Below are 15,979 nucleotides of genomic sequence, written 5' to 3'. Positions count from 1 at the left end.
GGTAGAACAGGACTGTCATCTGGCAAATGTAACTTTCAAATGAAGTCGAGCAGGACTTCCTCCTTGGGCTTCATGTATTTGAAGAACCCGTTCTTGCAATGCAGACTGAGGTCGAGGCATACATCTGCCGACATGTGCTCCAGCGAGTCATAGATGGTCACTTTTATCTGGCTGACCATGCCACGCTCATCTGTGGAGCCGTTGACCTTGAACATCCGTCCGAAAGAAGGGTTGGAATAGGCACAGCAGCTGTGTCCGAACTCCGTATGACGGCTTGGAATGTGGTGATAGAGGATTATCATTTCCATCTCGTCTTCGAGCATATCCATCACCTCCTCTATCGTGAAAGGGGTGTTCAACTGGAAAGTAAGAAGCACGTAATCGTCATACTTGACAGGCTTCTCCATCTTGCGCTTGTCCAGCAGTTCTGGCAACTGCAAAGGCACGACGGCAAGGAAATCATCGCAAAACTGTTCTAACATAATCGTATTCTCTGTTTGGGGTGTTTATAATCTTGTGACATAAATCTTCATCATGAGCATGGGCATATCCGACAGGCGTTGCTTGTCGAGGTGCAGTTTCTTGGCCAGACCGTCCATCTCCTTGGGGAGCGCATCGGCTATTTTGTAGAGGTCTGCCTTGTCCTTGTCGGAGAGCACGCTCACGGAAAGGTCATCCATCGTCATGAACGGCTGCATCATCATCAGGAGGTAGGCGTGCATGGTGTGCTCGTCCTTTACCCTGCCACTATTCAGATCCTCGATAGCCGCTTGTGCGTTGCGCAGCAGACGGTGGTTGGTGCGCATGGAGAGGTATATCATTGCATCCTTGTGGGACAAATCCTTGCGGTCGGCGGCACGGAGTATCTCCCGACAGCAGTGTTCGGTGTTTCGTCTGATGTCACCGATGTCATCGTCAGCAAAATCCGGCAGGTATTGCAGGAAGGATTTGAAATACAAATGCTCTTCCTTGATGAAAGCGAGCAGGTCTTCCTTGCCGTGAATGCCTTGCTTGGCGGATTTTTGCAGGAACAGCAGGTAACGCTTCAGTACCGCCTGTTTACCACCTTTATTATATATAGGCAGGCTATCCAAGGAAGCGAAGAATGGCTGTGCTTCCTTCACGGCTTGCTGTAGTTCCTCATCACCAACATGGGAAGAGGTCTGTTCTCTGAGATAGAGCAGGTCGTGAAAGGTGCGTTGCTTAGACATCGCCATACGGCACAGCTCGATGTGGATGGAGTCGTTCAACTCATGATATACCGTGAACGGGTATGAGTGGGCTTTCCTGACAGTGTCACGTGAGATGCACGATGTCACGGAATCGTCCAACACGCGCCATTCGTTGACAATCTTAACTAATGTCTGAATTGAGACCTTGCCGTTCTGTCGAAGAGTGGTCAGAAAGCCATGATACTCTCTGATGGCTTCATCGCTCGAATGGAACGACTTCGTGCCGTTTCCGTCTGAACATGCTGTCAGCATGACTACGGCAAACGCAGTGGCAATACAAATGGCAAGTCTGATACAGCCATGCGAGTTTGATTTTGCATTATGCAATATTTGCTTCATGCAATGGAGGTTGGTTTGTCCTCCGAAAAGTTGGGTTTCATATTTCATTGTTGTCATTATTTTGAGTCTGATTTTGAAATTGACGGTGCAAAGTTAATGCGTTTCAGCGATATATTTGCAAGAATGACAGTAAGTTTAATCTTATTTGTGTATCATACTTGCGAGTATGATTTTCAATGAAATCAAGTGAAAAGAAAATGGCAAATTATCGTGTTTAAGTATGATTTTTCGTTCAAGTATGATTGTTTCTCGGAAAAATAGTGTACCTTTGCACTTGATTTCATTTAATAGCGTACAACAGTATGGCAAAAGTAGGTTACATCTTTATCGCCACCAATGGCGAAGAGTATGCAGAAGACAAGGCTTGGATGCAGCAATACGGCTGTGTTCAGGTGATAGAGGAACTGTCCGAACACGAGAGGCTGCGCCCGATGTGGAAGCAGCTCATATCGAGTCTGGAGCGCGGCGACGAGCTGGTGGTGTCGAGGTTCAGTAACGCACTGCGTGGCACCCGTGAACTGGCTACATTCATAGAATACTGCCGTGTGAAGGTGGTTCGCATCATCTCCATCCAAGACCGCATCGATACGTTTGACGAACTTTTCCCCGACACCAAGCCCTCACAGGTCATCCGTATGTTCGGGTCACTCTCTGAGGAGTGTGCCGTGCTGCGCAAGGCATCGGCACACATCATCCATCTGCAACAGAATATCCGGCCGCCCAAGAAGTCGGAAAGGGCACTGTCGAAACTGGAGCGTGAGAAGAATATCGTGAACATGTACAACGAGGGGCACAGCATAGATGACATCTTTGCCATCAGCGGCTTCACAAGCCGAAGTTCCGTGTTCCGCATACTCAACAAGCATGGTGTGACGCTGAACCGTGGACCTCATAGTGGACCGCTGAAGAAAAGGAATAAAGAATAAACAAAAAACAGATACAATGAATAAGACATTCAACATCTACTGTGATGAAAGCACCCACATGGTGCATGACGGTCATCCCTACATGCTTTTGGGATGTACAAGTATAGCATACACACAAATCCGCATGGCAAAAGATGCCATAAAAGATATTAAGAAGAAGCACGGCTATAGTGATGAGCTGAAATGGACAAATGTCCACGAGGCCACGTATAAAGTCTATGCAGAGCTTATAGACTGGTTCTTTATGAATGACATGGAATTTAGGGCTGTGGTTGTTGACAAGAGTCAGATTGACGAGAAACGAGAAGACTATACGTTTAATGATTTCTACTTTCGCATGTACTACCAATTGCTGCATCACAAGATGGACATGGATTATACATATAACATATATATGGATATCAAGGACACATGCAGTAGCGATAAGCTGGAGAGGCTCAGAAAAATAATGGAATACAACTCTTCCATTGGCAGGTTTCAGTTTATACGTTCACACGAAAGTGTCTTCATCCAATTGGCAGATGTTCTAATGGGAGCCATCAACTACAACCTTAGATATGAAAAGGGAGAAGTTGAAGGAAGGGTGAGAGCCAAAATGAAGCTGATTGAAAAGATAAAAAAACACAGTAATATCAGTCTCAACACCACAACTCCCAAATTTAGAAAGAAGTTTAATTTGTTTTTTATCGCACTGAAATAGCCAATGAGCAGTTTGAATATTATCAAGAAATACCCTGAGCTGCTGGAACTGGCATATCTCAGTGAACGAGAAAGAGAGCATGATCTTCATGCAATATTCAAGCGTGATATAGAAGATAACTGTCAATTCTCATTCAGAGGGTGGCGCATCTATCCTATAAAGACAGATGGCGAGATTGACATGGCAAGATTGTTCAAGCATCTTACCTGTGAAGAAATCATGGTTGAGAACGAAGACGGTACGACTTATCCAAAGCGAGTATTCGAGATGGCTCGTTCACAAAGGCTTCATTGGATAAATCACCATGTGAGAGAATTGACACCAGACAATCTGGATGTATTTACCATAGAAGAGAGGGACGGCAAAAAGCGTAAGGTCAAGAAAACATACATCTATGATAAAGTGGAAAAGTATGTTATTGTCTTGGAACAACAACGTAGCAACGGATTCTATCTGTTGACAGCATACCATCTTAACAAAGAGTATGGACTAAAGGCTTTGGAAAAGAAGATGAAAAAGAGATTGCAGACACCACTATAAAACGCAAGACCCGAATTGCATCAAAGGCAACCGGGTCTCGAAACTCCTTCTATCTATAGATGAGCGCTGCAAAGGTACGAATATTCTTTGAAATAACGAAGGTTTTTCATTGAATTCTTCTCGATTTTAACATTTGCAGGGCAGTATTGTAAGATAACAGGAAAGAAAATAGCATAATTTTACAGAAAATCGTAATGGAAACATTCAAAGACGTTATATCAAGTGACCAACTTGTCTTGGTCGATTTCTTCGCCACCTGGTGCCAGCCATGCAAGATGATGCACCCCATCCTTGAGCAGGTGAAGGAAGTGTTGGGTGACAGAATCCGCATCATCAAGGTAGATGTGGACAAGTATGGGGTGACTGCAAGTCAGTATGGCATACAGTCTGTGCCCACATTGATGCTGTTCAGACGCGGCGAAGTGTTGTGGAGGACGAGCGGTGTGATGCAGAAATCAGAGTTGCTGGCAACGATTGACCCGTTTTTAAGATAAAAGAGCAGAAATGTCAAAATCTAAATTAAAGTCTGTCCTCATGTCCATGGACAAGAGTGAAATAATAAAAATGGTATTGGAACTTTATTCTGCACGGAAAGAGGCAAAGGAATATCTTGACTTCTATGCAGAGCCGAATGAGGGCCAGAAGCTGGAAGAGTATAAGCACATCATACGGGAAGAGTTCTATCCGAGCAGAAACAGAGAGCCAAAGACACGCTTCTCAGTGTGCCGCAAGGCATTGTCCGACTTCAAGAAACTGAAGCCTTCGGAAGATTCAGTCGCAGAATTGATGGTGTTCTATATGGAGAATGCCTGTCAGTTCACTTATGACTATGGAGACATGTGGGAGCAATTCTATGATTCTGTTGAGAGTAATTTCGACAAGACATTGCGCCACATCGTGCTTTATGACCTTTGGGACAAGTATGATTCCCGAATCAAGCAATGCCTTCGTTGGGCAAGCCCTTGTGGATGGGGATTTCCTGACGCACTGAATGATATGTATGAGGAAATGAAGGCGCAAAATGAGGAACTCCGAAAGAAATACAGGAATTTCAAGATGCCCATCAACGCTGATTATTAAACGAATATACTCAAATGGGGAAACCAAAGAAAAAACATAAGAAAGCGAAACAACTGCCCTTAAGCAAAGAAGAGCAGATTTTTCAAGCGGCAAGAGACCTTGCAGCTGAAATTGGCATATCCTATTCTGAGGCATTAGGGTTTACTTTGGGCATAAAGGACGTAACGTATGGTTGGGAAGAAGACTATACGGAAGAAGAGTTTCAGGCACTGATTGACCACGCTGTGGGAGACACTGATTATGAGCACACCCTCTATTGAATCATCTACACGAGAGGAACGTTTGGATTACGTTCTGAATGAATGGAGATGTCTGCACAACTGTGAGCTGTGCGGTAAGTGCCATATTCTGAAAGGCAGAAGCGAAGAAATACTCTATGCAGACTATATAGACGGCAAGCGGTCATATATGGATATAACATTAGAAATCAGAAGCAACAGATAATGATGTCACAGAAATACATATATCCATCGTTGTTCCAAGAGGAAGAGCCGCAAGAAAGCGTTCCTGGTGATAAGAAAGAGTATGACCTGACGAATCTCTTTGAGAGATTGGCAAAGTCTGATTTTCGCAGCCGGTTCCATCTGTCCAAGCAAGACAGGGAGTATGTAATGGAAAAGGGATTGCCGACGATACGAAAACACGCAGAGGACTTTGTGGCAAAAAGACTTGCTCCGGCTGTCATACCGAACGACGGCAAGCAGACTCCCATGCGTGGGCATCCTGTTTTCCTGGCTCAACATGCCACTGGCTGTTGTTGCCGGGGATGCTTCTTCAAGTGGCATCACATCTCAGCAGGCAGGGCACTGACCAAGGAAGAACAGGAATATGCTGTTGCCGTATTGATGGCATGGATTGAAAAACAGATGAATAAAGGATGAAGATAGAAGAAGCCATAGTATATGTGATGGTAAAGCGAAATGGCGGCATGACAACCGACCAGATTGCCGATGCCATCAATCGTCATAGGCTGCACCTGAGAAAGGACGGTCAGCCTGTGACAAGCAAGCAGGTGTATGCAACAATCTGCCGTTTCCCTGAAATGTTCACAAAAGAAGCTGGCAGAATCATGTTAATGATATGACGTAACGATATGACAATAGATACAACCAACATGTGCTCACACCTTCAGAAGAAGTTGTTTGAACCAGAAGGTGTGTATTATCCTATATGGCAAGCCATGCAGGATGATGAGACCTTGACAGCAGTGGTACGAAGCAGACAGCTGCACATCTACAGAAACGGGAAGAAAATTCTCGTTCTGGCAGGTAAGGCACAACCGAAGATTATAAGGGAAGACAAAATACAAGAGTTAATAACAAGATTATAAACAAAACATCAAATCATCAAAACAATGGACGCAAAAGAAAAAGTATTGGCAACAATGAAAGAGGCTGGTCAGCCTCTCAACGCAGGTAAAATCGCAGAACTCAGCGGTCTCGACCGCAAAGAGGTAGATGCAGCCATGAAGCAGCTGAAAGCAGAGGGTGCAATCGTCTCTCCTGTGCGTTGCAAATGGGCACCTGCAGAGTAAGGTTTATACTGCTGTCTTGAAATATAGGCAGCAGTATCTTTATTTTTATCAAAATGTTAAGGTGAGGAATCTGAATATCCTTGCCTACGGACACAATTATCCGCTGCATCTTTTTGGGGTAAGGTGCAGACGTATGGCTGTCAGCGTATCTTGGTTTAAAGACGCTTAGCGGTCACGGCGGAAGTCGTTTCGTCTCTCTCCGCCGAACAAAGCTCTGAGCACATTGCCCAAAGCTCCGAACACGAAGTAGCAAACGATGATTGCAACAATATCGTCCATAAGCATTTTCTGTTTTATGGGTTATACACTATTATGAAGATTCACTATGTCCAATCCCTGCCTCTTGGCTTCTCTGACGGTGTAGAACGTGCCGCCCTTGGGATTGCCATCGAAGTAGGCTATGAGACGTGAACTGCGGTTGACCATATAGTCGTTGCGCCTCAGAAGGCAGCCATTGTAGTATTGCTCGCTCAATACGACCACGTCATCCACGATGCGCAGGATGGCATCATACTTGGCTTGCTCTTCCTTGCTCCACCGGTCAGACTGACCACGGAACGGCACAACGGCTATCACCTGCAAGTCCTTCAACTCGCATTGCAACGAAAGGGCGGCTTCTGCCGCCAGCAGGTCAAATCCCATTGCCATGCCACAATAGAAATACCGGTAGCCGTCGGCATACGCCTTGGCTATCTCCGATTTGAGACATTGCTTCAACTCCCTCCGCTTGGCGAAAGGTACGCTGCGGTGTCCGCTGAAGCATACGGACACTGCCTTGTCGTACTTTGTCATACTTTACCTTACTTTATAATGTGTGCGTGCGAGGAACATACCGCCAATAACACATGCCCCGAGCCTTTCGAGTTGGTTGGCATACTTGGCATAGCTGAGACCCTTGGTTATCACATCGTCAAAGACCAACACCATTTTGTTGTCGAAGAACGGCTCATCAAACTCAACGACATTCGCCTTGCGGACTTCATCCTCGTTCTTGCGGTTATCGTGGATGGTCTTACGCTCTCCGCATACCCTCACGTGCTCGTAGCCGTTTTCCGCTCCTGTCAATTCACACACCCTGTGGCAGAAAGCCTTGTAGCGGAGTTCGTTGCTCTCGCTTGTGGATGCTGGAACGGGGGCGAAGACGATGTTCACGCAACCCTTGCCGTAGAGTGTCAGCATATTCTCTGCGGTGCGCTGCGCCACTTCCTCGTAGGCTCTTCCGTCCTTGAAGTCAAACACTAATTGTCTGTCGGCAATCTCCTTCTCACCCACATTGCGGATGCGTGCGGGATAGTATTTGCAGAACCAAGTCTGAGGCTTGTCTAACTGCTTTTGGATTTGATAGTCATTCTTGTGTGCCATTGCTCTTATGTTTTTTCTTCCCTTATTTCGGAGGCTTTTCCTGCCTGCCCAAGGGATATTTTTTGCTTTCCAAGAGTGATGGCGATCAAAAAGCCAAATCGGGAGCGAAAAATACGCTCTGCACGCAGAGGAAGATTTTTCGGTCAAATGCAATGGACGATTTGGTGTTTGAACAATCGCCAGCATTACCTTTGCAAAACAATATCCGCAGCGGCAAGGCAGGCGAAAAGAAATCTGTTATGTAAAAGAGGAAACGGGCGGGATGGCGTGGGGCGAAGCTGTATATGGGGAAGGACGATAGTTGATATGAGGGAAAAAGAGAAAATCTTGTAATAGGGAACGACATTGCCTTTTATCAGCATGGAGACAGTCCTACAAGCAGAGAAAACTATTGCCCTAAAAATGAGTTGGATAGTATTTTCTAAAAGTAGTATCGACTACGAATAGTATAATAGTCGAATAGTTTTTACTACCATACTACGGATAGTAAAGTCTGTTTATAGAAGAGATAGCGGTATCATCGTCTGTTCGGCGATGATACCGCGCGGCACTCATGTGTCATGCCGCTTTAGGTATTCTGTCATTGCCTCATTGACAATATCACGCAAGGACATCCCTTTCTTGATGGCGAGGTACTTCATCCTCGTGTGGATGCTCTTGTTGATAAGGAAATTGCAATGCACCGGCACTTCGGTAGTCTCAGAAACAGACACAGGTGGTGCTGGTGTAGTTTCTGTGACTATCTGCTCCTTACTCGGCTTCTTTGTGGAAGAAAGGAGTCCGTTGAGACCGCCTTTCATTCCCTCTTTCAACATACTGCTCTTGCTCATGGCTATGCTATTTTAAGTTTAACACTTCTTTTGCCAAAGACATATAATCACTGGCACCATTGGATTTGGGATTATACTCAAAGATAGTCTTGCCGTTGATGGGTGCTTCTGCCAAAGCCACATTATCACGGATGACGGTCTTGAAAACCTTCTCGTGAAAACTGTCATTGACGATTTCCCTCACGCTTCGGTTCAACGTCTTGCGGCGATCGAACTGGGTGATGACGATGCCGCCCACTTTAAGGTTGGAGTTGAGCCGCTCCTGAACGATGCGGATGATGTCCATCAACTTTGCCATACCTCTCATGGCAAGGTATTGCGCTTGAACAGGGATGATGATGTAGTCGGCTGCGGTGAGGGCATTCAAGGTCAGCAAGCCCAATGACGGTGGACAGTCGATGATGATGTAGTCGAAATGCTCTTTGGCGATGGCTTTGGTGATAAGTCCCTTCAAGATAAGCTCCCGTCCCGGCTCGCTGATAAGCTCTAACTCAGCCGCAGACAGGTCAAGGCATGAGGGTGAGACGGTGATGCCGTTGTGCAACTTGACCAACGGCAAGGTGTACTGTCCACACATTGCGCCATAGACTGTCTGTTCTTCCTCGATGGACAATCCCAAGGCTTCCGTGAGGTTGGCTTGTCCATCCATGTCAATAGCCAAGACGTTCTTCTTACTCAGTTGCAGAGCTGCCGCAAGGCTTACTGCGGTCGTACTTTTCCCTACACCACCCTTGTGATTTAATACTGCAATTATCTGTGTCATAACATGATACTACTATTAGTGAATACTACTTTACTATTCTACTACTGATAGTACATACTAACCATAGTAAAAGCGGATTTACTACGATTAGTACGTACTACTCTCAGTTGATACTACCCTCAGAAGGGAAGGTCTTCGCTCTTGTCCTGCGGTGCATCGGCTGGCGGTACGGGAGCCTCGCCCTCTGCCTTGGCTGCCTTGCGTGCCTTTGTTGCAGGTGTGTCGGTTGCATCCTTCTTCCCTGCATTGACAAAGGCGATGGAGTCAGCTATGATGCTATGCTGTATGTGGTTCTCTCCGTTGCGGTCTGTCCAAATGGAAGAAGTCAGTGTGCCTTCCACAAGCACCATACGACCCTTGGTGAGGTATTCAGCCAAACGGATATGGTTCTCCTTGCTGCTCTTCACCCTTACCCAAGTGGTGATTTGCTTGCCCTTACTGTAGTCGTCCACTGCGATGTCAACAGCCATGAATGTTCCGTGTGTACCTGTGATGACGCGGCAATCCTTTGCTCCGATGCGTCCGATAGTGTGAGTGTAAATCATAATGTGAAAATGTTATAGTGGCAAGTTGGTTAGACTTGCCGTTACCTTGTTATTTAAATGACTTTTCTTGTTGATTGAACATAAGCTATTGCTTCATTCATAATTTCTGCTCGTGACCTACTCTTGTTATCTTGCATCCACTCATCAATTTCAGATTTGAGGAACATGATACGTTTCCCCTTCTTATGGAATGGTATTTGTTTATTGCTTGTCCAACAATAGATTGTGTGTTCAACTGGATGGGTAGGGAGATACTCACTCAATTCGGAAACACTAAGCCATTCCAATCCCTTATCGGGCTGAATTTGAGTCATTAGTGTGGAAAACTTTTCTTCTAAAATCTCCAGCTTGTTTATTACTAATGACAATGCTGATGGCAAGTCATTAAAACTCAATATTTGCTTTTCCATATCAATATATGTGTGGCAAGTTGGTTAGGCTTGCCGTTACCTTGTTATTAATATCCTTTCTTCGTCTGCCTTGTATTGGCGACAAAAGACTTGTTGCTGCCTGTGAGACTGATAGAGCCGCAATTAACAAACTCTCCGTCGGAATAGACTCTGTACTTCTGTCCGCTTACCTCATGCTTCTGTTTGATGCGCTCTCGCATCCACTTCTTGGCTGCGGTCAATGAGCAAAAGGTCTCGCTCTCCTTGGTCGTCTCGTCATATACGATGCACTGGGTCATACATGCTCCTACTTCATCCATGCACCTATACTCGACGTGACATAGTCCAACTGACCGCCAAATATGTCGCTTGGCTCTATGTCGTATTGTCCATCCCTCACTTCCTTGTCCTCTCCAAGAAGCGACAAGTTTCCGTCGGCATCCAAACGTGCTGCGTCTATGACGATGTCACGAGGCTCGTCAAAGAGATAACCTGCCACGATGGGCTGCTCTCCCTCGAAATGCACCTCAAAGCCTCCGTCCACCTCCGTGCCGTACTTGCGAAGAGCCGCTTTCAGCTCGTCCTGCTCCCGGTGCTGCAATGCCTGGAGTTGTCCGTGGATAGTGAGGTCTTGCAGTTCTGCCTCTCGTTTGGTGTGGGTTGCCTCGCCGGTCTTGCAGTCGATGTCATACTTGTGGTAAACCACTGGGATATGGTCTGCCGATGTGACAAGCCATGTGATGTTGTTCACTGAGAAGCCCTGTCTGGTGAGGAACTCCTCGATGTCTGAGCCGAGAAGGTGGTCGGCTACGTCAAGATACTCGATGCGTGCGTCAGCATCATGCAGGATGATAATCTTCATTGCCTTTCTATTTTTAGTGATACAAATAAGTTTGTCGCCCATGTCGCTGGACTTGTTTAACTACGTTGAAGAAACTTACGCTCAGCATAGTGAATAAATTCCCTCTGCGTTCGCTTAACCGTTTCTTTCTCTTCCCTCCTTTCGAGACCTTTCAGCCTGTGGAGGGATATTTTCTGCTCCCACAAGCCGCAAGAAAAGACATAAAGACAAATTATGTGTGAAGAATACTCTTTTCCGAGGAAAAGGAAGATTGTTCACAGTCACAAGACCTCAAGCAGAATTTGACGATTGTCTCAGACGCGGCTAACTTTGCAGGAAATATGCCTACCACTGCGCTGATTGGAAGAAGATTATTGATATTGGCTGCAAGAGGAATGATGTGTTATATATAAAGAGGTAAGAAGAAAGATTGAAACAGTAAGGGTGGGCAGTGAAGTGTTTGCAGGTCTGCTGTACCGACATAAAGCGAGTGTGTTGGCTGACCGGGATGCAAGTCATCAAAGCTTCAGCCTTGATAGCTTGTAGCACGGACAGACAATTCTCTCGCGTCGGTACTTCGGCATACTGTCAGCTTTGGCTAATAGCAACGTGTTGCCATCAGCCAAGGATGTCTGTATGACGACAGACCATGTAACGCTTCGCAAAGGCGTGGGGCAAAGCAGTATAATTTAGAAGTAGATAGTAACGTATATCAGGCAAGAAGAGACAGTTGCGCAACGGACAAATCGGGCACTCCTGTCAGCATGACAAATGTGCCTTGTCCTTGCCGCAGGACACTGAGGCAGATTGGACGTAGCAGACATGTCTGCCACATTCAATATGCCTGAGTGGACAAGAACTGCCTCTTGTATAGCAGAAGAGAAATTGTAAAACAGTTGATTAGTGGTAAAGGTGGTATGGGTGGGCAGAATGGCATTACACGGACATTGCCGAAGCCCGATAATGGGACAGCCAGACAGCAATAAAGGCAGTTATCAGAAGTGTCAGTTTCTGATAGTGACATTGTTGGCTGCCTGTCACATGGGATTCGTGCGGTGTCCGTACAGTAATGCCGTTCTGAAGGTGTGGGGCGAAGCGATACAACGCACTTGGACGAAACCACCGCTTATAACAGAAAATATTTTGCAGTCAAAGAGAAGAAGAATAGTAAAGCAGGTGTGGGTGGGTAGTGAAGCTGTCGCAAGATTGACGGTCTGAATATCAAGGCGAGTGGATAGCCAGTAAAGGACACAATTATCAGAAGCCTCGGCTTCGGCATCTTGTGGCATAGATGGCAGTCCTCTCGCGTTCAGACCTTGGCATACTGTCTTTCTTGGCTAATAGCGACTTTGTCGCCATCAGCCGGGAATATCTGTATGCCAACCATCTTGGTGACGTTTCGCAAATGGTGAGGGACGAAGTGGTTAGAATAAAGGAAGACGGCGTTGCCGTTATGGTTAATAAATGCACATGGTTGTTATTAGAGAAGATTATCACACGCTATAACAGCAGATTGATGTCCCTGAGCAAAACAAAAGCGACCCGAAGGTCGCCTTGTTATGGAGAGGAAAGGCTATTTCTTGCCTTTCTTGGTTGCTGGCTTGGCCGGCTCTTCCGCAGGAGTCTCCTCCTTGTCGGGACACTCGTAGAACTTGGTTGCAACCATGATGATTCTGGAGTGCTTCACGCCATCCTTGTCTGTCCACTCCTCTGGCTTGAAGAAACCCTCGACGGTGAGCAACGTGCCCTTGGTGAGCTTGTCGAATGATTCGGTGTGCTCGTTCTTGCGCCATGCCTCCATATTCATGAAAGCCGATACGCGGTTGGTTTCCTCGCCGTTCTTCTCCTGACGGCCTACTGCCAATGAGAAGCGTGCTACGCTGGCGTTTGCGAACTGACGGATTTCTGCATCCTTACCTACGAAACCTGAAACTGTGAAGTTGTTCTCGATCTTTTTCATTTTGAATTGAATTTAAAAGTGAAACTTAATTTTTACATGCATTCAAAAGCAGGGATGTGGCACCATGTGGGAAGCACCATGAAAATCGTTCGCAATACTCTTTTTGTCGTTGGCGGTAAGGGAGAAAAAGGAAGATTACGCACTATTTTATTGGTCACAGCGATAGCGGCCACACAAGAAGGAGGAAGTCCTTCGCAGCATCACGCTACCTTTGCATGGTAAAAATAAGTGGCTTTCAAATAGCTCAATTCAGAAAAAGACGGGGCCAAACAATGGAACAAAGGTTGTAAGCAAGGAGGCAATCCGTATGCAACAGACAGGGGCACTGCTATGGCTGTATGCCTGGAGAAACGAAGCGGGAAATCCGACCTTACAGCTGTATCATCAGAAGAGTGAGGAGCATGAACACTGATGCACGATGAACGACAAGCCTAAGGGTCAGCTTAGCAATAGAGGCATCAAGCCAAAAGAGGACAGACATCAGAGGATTGGCGATAGCACTGTCATCATGCTAAGACCAAGTTCTGTGTCCGACAAGGAAGAGTCGCAAAAGACAGACGAGTAAAACCAAAAGGCGAAATGACCATTCCTATAACAAGGTACAGAGACGCTTAAAACGGCGAAGGGACTTTGGCGACGTATCGCTATACAGGTGTCGAAGCATCGCTTCTATAACAGGACTGGAGCAAGTGAGCAAACCGCACAACTTGCTCCCAAGGTATTTCAGTTACAACAGCCATAACCTCATTGGAGGATTGTCCTAAAAGAGTTTTTGCAGTCAAAGGAAGAAAGAGTCTGCAAGCCACATAGCCAACAGACTCTCTCCTGATTATTCACAGATGACAACATCATCCTTGTACTCCGTCACTTCCTTGCCGTTGATGAGCTGGACAATGACCTCACAACCCAAGTCCTCGACAATCGTTCCCTCTGTCTGACCTCTTCGGGGATAAAGCAAGGTGCAGAAACACCCTACAACGCCGTCCAACTGCTCCATGTCTATCGTTGCCATATCCGTTCCTCCTTGTTAGCCGAATGTGATTGGATTGATGCAGAAATTCGTGTCCTCTGCCTCATACTCGTATTCATTGATGAAGTCAATCATCTTCTGTTCGCTTCTTCCGTCCTGTGAGACACCAGTCTTCTCACACCACAACTTGATAGCATCACCAAAGGTGGAGTAAGCACCCTCACAATCCTCAAAGAGTTCTCCGTATGCAGTGACGTAGCACTCTTCGGGGAAGAAGTCGTTCTCATCGTGCGTATAGAAGATGTCGCAACCTGGCTCAACCTCTCGCCAACTGATTGAAAGTTCATCGCCAAGTGCCTTGTTCACCTCCTCAAAGAACAAGTCGCATGAAGACCAAGCACTTTCGGTGTCAAAGGACAAGAGGGCATAATCGTCTTCCACGTTCTCCTCATACTCTGCCCAATAGATGTGTCCTCTCACCGAGATGCCTTTCTTCTCGTAGTCAATGCCATAGTGTTCTGCCAAGAGATACAGATACACATTATTACTGTTCACCTCCAACTCTTGGAGTGTGTTCCAAAGGTCTGCCACGGCTTTGCGTGAGCCTGTCACCTTGTACTGAGTGTCGCAAATGTTAGCCATAAGATAAAATTTTTATTTTCTTCCCTTATGTAGAACCAACTACCATCGGGATTGATTAAAGAATTATGTTGCCCCAAAAGGTGTTATGGCTCATCAATGCAAGGTTTTGCCGTCAAATACTACCTCTGCCACAATCAGAGCGTGGAGATTTCACGGACAAACCACAGGCACCGACCTTGCAGGATGAACGCCATGACAGGTACCTTTGCAACACAATTCTTATCAAAGCCCGATGGGGTGGTACATGGCAGACTGCATGGTACAGCAGTGTGAAGTGACGTTATAGGTGGAGATAAGGCTATAAGAGGTTTTTGCAGTCAAAGGAGAAAAGAGTCCACAAAGTGCAGTATCTACAGGACAAAAACACTTTAGTTTACCTTGGTTAGCTCTTATATATATGCTAACCTAAAGTAAACTGTATATATGTCCGTCTAAAACCCGAAAACCGTACGGGTCAGCTTACGTCAGAAACAGAAGTATAGAACCATAGAAGTGGTTCAAGAAGTCTTTCTTCCTTTGACTGCAAAATATTATCTTTGCACGAATCATAATTGCCCTGTAGGATTTAATATAATTTAACACTCTTTGTTGAATGCAAGGAAGAACAGCTTCAATATGCTGAATATCAGTAGTATAACATTGTGTTAACCCTTAATCTGTAGAAAAGGATGTTATCATACAAAGTAATGTCCATTTGTACTTTTTCTATATGGTTTTATACTTACATTTGCATATCATTTGTATCTTGATAACAGTAACTAACTGATTATCAATATACTTTATATTTGAAGATGTAGAATGCGCCTGTTCTTTGTTTTTCTCAGTTTTCATATTTCTTTTATAGTTATCCTTTAAACAATAAATATCTGTATATATAGTCGTCGCATCGGTATTTGTTGATTCATGTAGGTGTCCTTTCGTACTGCAAAATTATAACTTTTATTCCAAACAACAATACCCGCCGATATAATATTTGGAGTAGCTATTGTAGTCGGCAATCTCACCTCGACAGAGAACTGCTGGTTGGGTGTGACGTTATAGAGCAGGTTGACGGCTCCCTTCGAACTCTCAACATTTCCCTCAATGTCCGAGTACTGATATATGAAGAGCGGATTTTCGTCGAACTACACCATAATTGATATACAGCTGTACGGCCTTGCTCTTCTGTTCGTGCTTGGTCACCATTTCGTAGAGCGACTTGAGGTCGATGTCGTCACCACCCAGTCCGTGGTTGGAACCTTGTCCCATAGCATGGGGGTGTGTCAAAATTCACACCCTCTTTTAAAATATCACAAAGCCCGAACTTTCACAAGCTCGGGCTTTGCT

General features: G+C 45.6%; 27 protein-coding genes. 13 read left to right on the top strand and 14 right to left on the bottom strand.

All coding sequences use genetic code 11. The features are described from left to right. Nucleotides 1-35: 35 nt before the first annotated feature. Nucleotides 36-482 carry a hypothetical protein gene (locus tag I6E38_RS05905; RefSeq protein WP_004319947.1) on the bottom strand — a complete coding sequence of 149 codons (447 nt, stop codon included), beginning with the start codon at nt 480-482 and terminating at the stop codon, nt 36-38. Nucleotides 483-506: 24 nt separating this feature from the next. Next, nucleotides 507-1,619, bottom strand: coding sequence for a hypothetical protein (locus tag I6E38_RS05900; protein WP_005816286.1), 1,113 nt, complete (start codon nt 1,617-1,619; stop codon nt 507-509). 254 nt (nt 1,620-1,873) lie between these two features. On the opposite strand from I6E38_RS05900, the gene I6E38_RS05895 reads away from it, so the two are divergent. The 10 genes from I6E38_RS05895 to I6E38_RS05850 all read left to right on the top strand — a co-directional run bounded on the left by I6E38_RS05895 (nt 1,874) and on the right by I6E38_RS05850 (nt 6,351). Beyond that, nucleotides 1,874-2,497 (top strand): recombinase family protein, encoded by a 624-nt coding sequence (locus I6E38_RS05895; protein ID WP_005816288.1) that lies wholly within the window; start codon nt 1,874-1,876, stop codon nt 2,495-2,497. A gap of 16 nt (nt 2,498-2,513) precedes the next feature. Next, nucleotides 2,514-3,197 carry a DUF3800 domain-containing protein gene (locus I6E38_RS05890; protein ID WP_005816290.1) on the top strand — a complete coding sequence of 228 codons (684 nt, stop codon included), beginning with the start codon at nt 2,514-2,516 and terminating at the stop codon, nt 3,195-3,197. A 3-nt stretch (nt 3,198-3,200) separates the two neighbouring features. Next, complete coding sequence (locus tag I6E38_RS05885; protein WP_005816292.1) at nt 3,201-3,737, top strand: hypothetical protein; 537 nt, start codon at nt 3,201-3,203, stop codon at nt 3,735-3,737. A gap of 194 nt (nt 3,738-3,931) precedes the next feature. Beyond that, nucleotides 3,932-4,231 carry a thioredoxin gene (trxA, locus tag I6E38_RS05880; RefSeq protein ID WP_005816294.1) on the top strand — a complete coding sequence of 100 codons (300 nt, stop codon included), beginning with the start codon at nt 3,932-3,934 and terminating at the stop codon, nt 4,229-4,231. A gap of 10 nt (nt 4,232-4,241) precedes the next feature. Further along, on the top strand, nt 4,242-4,817 hold the full coding sequence (locus I6E38_RS05875; RefSeq protein ID WP_007837469.1) for a DUF6155 family protein: 576 nt from the start codon (nt 4,242-4,244) through the stop codon (nt 4,815-4,817). 14 nt (nt 4,818-4,831) lie between these two features. Then, entirely contained in the window at nt 4,832-5,077 is a 246-nt protein-coding gene (locus I6E38_RS05870) for a hypothetical protein (RefSeq protein WP_005816298.1), read from the top strand. Between the two features lie 183 nt (nt 5,078-5,260). Next, nucleotides 5,261-5,698, top strand: coding sequence for a DUF4186 domain-containing protein (locus I6E38_RS05865; protein WP_005816300.1), 438 nt, complete (start codon nt 5,261-5,263; stop codon nt 5,696-5,698). After that, nucleotides 5,695-5,901 (top strand): hypothetical protein, encoded by a 207-nt coding sequence (locus I6E38_RS05860; protein ID WP_005816302.1) that lies wholly within the window; start codon nt 5,695-5,697, stop codon nt 5,899-5,901. The genes I6E38_RS05865 and I6E38_RS05860 overlap by 4 nt, the downstream gene beginning before the upstream one ends. Before the next feature lie 9 nt (nt 5,902-5,910). Then, nucleotides 5,911-6,147: a hypothetical protein gene (locus I6E38_RS05855; RefSeq protein WP_005816304.1), complete on the top strand. Its 237-nt coding sequence runs from the start codon at nt 5,911-5,913 to the stop codon at nt 6,145-6,147. 24 nt (nt 6,148-6,171) lie between these two features. Continuing rightward, nucleotides 6,172-6,351 carry a transcriptional regulator gene (locus I6E38_RS05850; protein ID WP_005816310.1) on the top strand — a complete coding sequence of 60 codons (180 nt, stop codon included), beginning with the start codon at nt 6,172-6,174 and terminating at the stop codon, nt 6,349-6,351. A gap of 300 nt (nt 6,352-6,651) precedes the next feature. Here I6E38_RS05850 and I6E38_RS05845 read toward each other — a convergent pair whose 3' ends face one another. Both I6E38_RS05845 and I6E38_RS05840 read right to left on the bottom strand, forming a co-directional pair. Further along, a complete protein-coding gene (locus I6E38_RS05845; RefSeq protein ID WP_005816313.1) occupies nt 6,652-7,143 on the bottom strand; it encodes an SLOG family protein in 492 nt (163 codons plus the stop codon). A 3-nt stretch (nt 7,144-7,146) separates the two neighbouring features. Then, nucleotides 7,147-7,713 carry a hypothetical protein gene (locus I6E38_RS05840; protein ID WP_005816315.1) on the bottom strand — a complete coding sequence of 189 codons (567 nt, stop codon included), beginning with the start codon at nt 7,711-7,713 and terminating at the stop codon, nt 7,147-7,149. Between I6E38_RS05840 and I6E38_RS05835 the strand changes: the two genes are divergently transcribed. After that, the gene (locus I6E38_RS05835) at nt 7,707-7,958 is read left to right on the top strand and encodes a hypothetical protein (protein ID WP_225494525.1); all 252 of its coding nucleotides are present in this window, start codon (nt 7,707-7,709) and stop codon (nt 7,956-7,958) included. The two genes, I6E38_RS05840 and I6E38_RS05835, sit on opposite strands and share 7 nt — an antisense overlap. Nucleotides 7,959-8,264: 306 nt before the next feature. Here the strand turns inward: I6E38_RS05835 and I6E38_RS05830 are convergent, their stop codons facing one another. The 6 genes from I6E38_RS05830 to I6E38_RS05805 form a co-directional block, all read right to left on the bottom strand. Next, the gene (locus I6E38_RS05830) at nt 8,265-8,543 is read right to left on the bottom strand and encodes a plasmid partition protein ParG (protein ID WP_005816317.1); all 279 of its coding nucleotides are present in this window, start codon (nt 8,541-8,543) and stop codon (nt 8,265-8,267) included. A gap of 7 nt (nt 8,544-8,550) precedes the next feature. Next, nucleotides 8,551-9,306 carry a ParA family protein gene (locus I6E38_RS05825; RefSeq protein ID WP_005816319.1) on the bottom strand — a complete coding sequence of 252 codons (756 nt, stop codon included), beginning with the start codon at nt 9,304-9,306 and terminating at the stop codon, nt 8,551-8,553. A gap of 119 nt (nt 9,307-9,425) precedes the next feature. Next, nucleotides 9,426-9,851, bottom strand: coding sequence for a single-stranded DNA-binding protein (locus tag I6E38_RS05820; protein ID WP_005816321.1), 426 nt, complete (start codon nt 9,849-9,851; stop codon nt 9,426-9,428). A gap of 53 nt (nt 9,852-9,904) precedes the next feature. Continuing rightward, complete coding sequence (locus I6E38_RS05815) at nt 9,905-10,261, bottom strand: helix-turn-helix domain-containing protein (protein ID WP_007837478.1); 357 nt, start codon at nt 10,259-10,261, stop codon at nt 9,905-9,907. Nucleotides 10,262-10,308: 47 nt separating this feature from the next. Beyond that, nucleotides 10,309-10,560, bottom strand: coding sequence for a hypothetical protein (locus I6E38_RS05810; protein ID WP_007837480.1), 252 nt, complete (start codon nt 10,558-10,560; stop codon nt 10,309-10,311). Next, complete coding sequence (locus I6E38_RS05805; protein WP_005816324.1) at nt 10,548-11,102, bottom strand: hypothetical protein; 555 nt, start codon at nt 11,100-11,102, stop codon at nt 10,548-10,550. Before I6E38_RS05805 ends, I6E38_RS05810 begins: the two co-directional genes overlap by 13 nt. A gap of 882 nt (nt 11,103-11,984) precedes the next feature. Between I6E38_RS05805 and I6E38_RS05800 the strand changes: the two genes are divergently transcribed. Beyond that, the gene (locus tag I6E38_RS05800) at nt 11,985-12,299 is read left to right on the top strand and encodes a hypothetical protein (protein WP_224204806.1); all 315 of its coding nucleotides are present in this window, start codon (nt 11,985-11,987) and stop codon (nt 12,297-12,299) included. Nucleotides 12,300-12,654: 355 nt separating this feature from the next. Here the strand turns inward: I6E38_RS05800 and I6E38_RS05795 are convergent, their stop codons facing one another. Continuing rightward, the gene (locus I6E38_RS05795; protein WP_004319910.1) at nt 12,655-13,041 is read right to left on the bottom strand and encodes a single-stranded DNA-binding protein; all 387 of its coding nucleotides are present in this window, start codon (nt 13,039-13,041) and stop codon (nt 12,655-12,657) included. Between the two features lie 418 nt (nt 13,042-13,459). On the opposite strand from I6E38_RS05795, the gene I6E38_RS05790 reads away from it, so the two are divergent. Next, nucleotides 13,460-13,606: a hypothetical protein gene (locus I6E38_RS05790; protein WP_007837486.1), complete on the top strand. Its 147-nt coding sequence runs from the start codon at nt 13,460-13,462 to the stop codon at nt 13,604-13,606. Between the two features lie 264 nt (nt 13,607-13,870). On the opposite strand, the gene I6E38_RS05785 is transcribed toward I6E38_RS05790, so the two are convergent. The 3 genes from I6E38_RS05785 to I6E38_RS05775 form a co-directional block, all read right to left on the bottom strand. After that, nucleotides 13,871-14,053: a hypothetical protein gene (locus I6E38_RS05785; RefSeq protein WP_004319908.1), complete on the bottom strand. Its 183-nt coding sequence runs from the start codon at nt 14,051-14,053 to the stop codon at nt 13,871-13,873. Between the two features lie 15 nt (nt 14,054-14,068). Beyond that, nucleotides 14,069-14,653 (bottom strand): hypothetical protein, encoded by a 585-nt coding sequence (locus I6E38_RS05780; RefSeq protein ID WP_005816332.1) that lies wholly within the window; start codon nt 14,651-14,653, stop codon nt 14,069-14,071. Between the two features lie 1,080 nt (nt 14,654-15,733). Further along, nucleotides 15,734-15,901 carry a hypothetical protein gene (locus I6E38_RS05775; RefSeq protein ID WP_235393097.1) on the bottom strand — a complete coding sequence of 56 codons (168 nt, stop codon included), beginning with the start codon at nt 15,899-15,901 and terminating at the stop codon, nt 15,734-15,736. Nucleotides 15,902-15,979: the final 78 nt, after the last annotated feature.

Source organism: Leyella stercorea (assembly GCF_021531355.1).
Classification (GTDB): Bacteria; Bacteroidota; Bacteroidia; order Bacteroidales; family Bacteroidaceae; genus Prevotella.
The sequence above is the reverse complement of the archived record's forward strand: the minus strand, read 5'-3'. Positions and strand labels throughout refer to the sequence as shown.

What these genes read in the sequence shown, in the direction of transcription:
- I6E38_RS05900 (WP_005816286.1), bottom strand. Translation starts at nt 1,619, where the DNA reads ATGAAATATGAAACCCAACTTTTCGGAGGACAAACCAACCTCCATTGC.
- I6E38_RS05820 (WP_005816321.1), bottom strand. Translation starts at nt 9,851, where the DNA reads ATGATTTACACTCACACTATCGGACGCATCGGAGCAAAGGATTGCCGC.
- I6E38_RS05875 (WP_007837469.1), top strand. Translation starts at nt 4,242, where the DNA reads ATGTCAAAATCTAAATTAAAGTCTGTCCTCATGTCCATGGACAAGAGT.
- I6E38_RS05865 (WP_005816300.1), top strand. Translation starts at nt 5,261, where the DNA reads ATGATGTCACAGAAATACATATATCCATCGTTGTTCCAAGAGGAAGAG.
- I6E38_RS05905 (WP_004319947.1), bottom strand. Translation starts at nt 482, where the DNA reads ATGTTAGAACAGTTTTGCGATGATTTCCTTGCCGTCGTGCCTTTGCAG.
- I6E38_RS05850 (WP_005816310.1), top strand. Translation starts at nt 6,172, where the DNA reads ATGGACGCAAAAGAAAAAGTATTGGCAACAATGAAAGAGGCTGGTCAG.
- I6E38_RS05790 (WP_007837486.1), top strand. Translation starts at nt 13,460, where the DNA reads ATGAACGACAAGCCTAAGGGTCAGCTTAGCAATAGAGGCATCAAGCCA.
- I6E38_RS05805 (WP_005816324.1), bottom strand. Translation starts at nt 11,102, where the DNA reads ATGAAGATTATCATCCTGCATGATGCTGACGCACGCATCGAGTATCTT.
- I6E38_RS05825 (WP_005816319.1), bottom strand. Translation starts at nt 9,306, where the DNA reads ATGACACAGATAATTGCAGTATTAAATCACAAGGGTGGTGTAGGGAAA.
- I6E38_RS05885 (WP_005816292.1), top strand. Translation starts at nt 3,201, where the DNA reads ATGAGCAGTTTGAATATTATCAAGAAATACCCTGAGCTGCTGGAACTG.
- I6E38_RS05795 (WP_004319910.1), bottom strand. Translation starts at nt 13,041, where the DNA reads ATGAAAAAGATCGAGAACAACTTCACAGTTTCAGGTTTCGTAGGTAAG.
- I6E38_RS05840 (WP_005816315.1), bottom strand. Translation starts at nt 7,713, where the DNA reads ATGGCACACAAGAATGACTATCAAATCCAAAAGCAGTTAGACAAGCCT.
- I6E38_RS05845 (WP_005816313.1), bottom strand. Translation starts at nt 7,143, where the DNA reads ATGACAAAGTACGACAAGGCAGTGTCCGTATGCTTCAGCGGACACCGC.
- I6E38_RS05895 (WP_005816288.1), top strand. Translation starts at nt 1,874, where the DNA reads ATGGCAAAAGTAGGTTACATCTTTATCGCCACCAATGGCGAAGAGTAT.
- I6E38_RS05810 (WP_007837480.1), bottom strand. Translation starts at nt 10,560, where the DNA reads ATGGATGAAGTAGGAGCATGTATGACCCAGTGCATCGTATATGACGAG.
- I6E38_RS05855 (WP_005816304.1), top strand. Translation starts at nt 5,911, where the DNA reads ATGACAATAGATACAACCAACATGTGCTCACACCTTCAGAAGAAGTTG.
- I6E38_RS05785 (WP_004319908.1), bottom strand. Translation starts at nt 14,053, where the DNA reads ATGGCAACGATAGACATGGAGCAGTTGGACGGCGTTGTAGGGTGTTTC.
- I6E38_RS05870 (WP_005816298.1), top strand. Translation starts at nt 4,832, where the DNA reads ATGGGGAAACCAAAGAAAAAACATAAGAAAGCGAAACAACTGCCCTTA.
- trxA (WP_005816294.1), top strand. Translation starts at nt 3,932, where the DNA reads ATGGAAACATTCAAAGACGTTATATCAAGTGACCAACTTGTCTTGGTC.
- I6E38_RS05775 (WP_235393097.1), bottom strand. Translation starts at nt 15,901, where the DNA reads ATGGGACAAGGTTCCAACCACGGACTGGGTGGTGACGACATCGACCTC.
- I6E38_RS05830 (WP_005816317.1), bottom strand. Translation starts at nt 8,543, where the DNA reads ATGAGCAAGAGCAGTATGTTGAAAGAGGGAATGAAAGGCGGTCTCAAC.
- I6E38_RS05890 (WP_005816290.1), top strand. Translation starts at nt 2,514, where the DNA reads ATGAATAAGACATTCAACATCTACTGTGATGAAAGCACCCACATGGTG.
- I6E38_RS05815 (WP_007837478.1), bottom strand. Translation starts at nt 10,261, where the DNA reads ATGGAAAAGCAAATATTGAGTTTTAATGACTTGCCATCAGCATTGTCA.
- I6E38_RS05860 (WP_005816302.1), top strand. Translation starts at nt 5,695, where the DNA reads ATGAAGATAGAAGAAGCCATAGTATATGTGATGGTAAAGCGAAATGGC.
- I6E38_RS05780 (WP_005816332.1), bottom strand. Translation starts at nt 14,653, where the DNA reads ATGGCTAACATTTGCGACACTCAGTACAAGGTGACAGGCTCACGCAAA.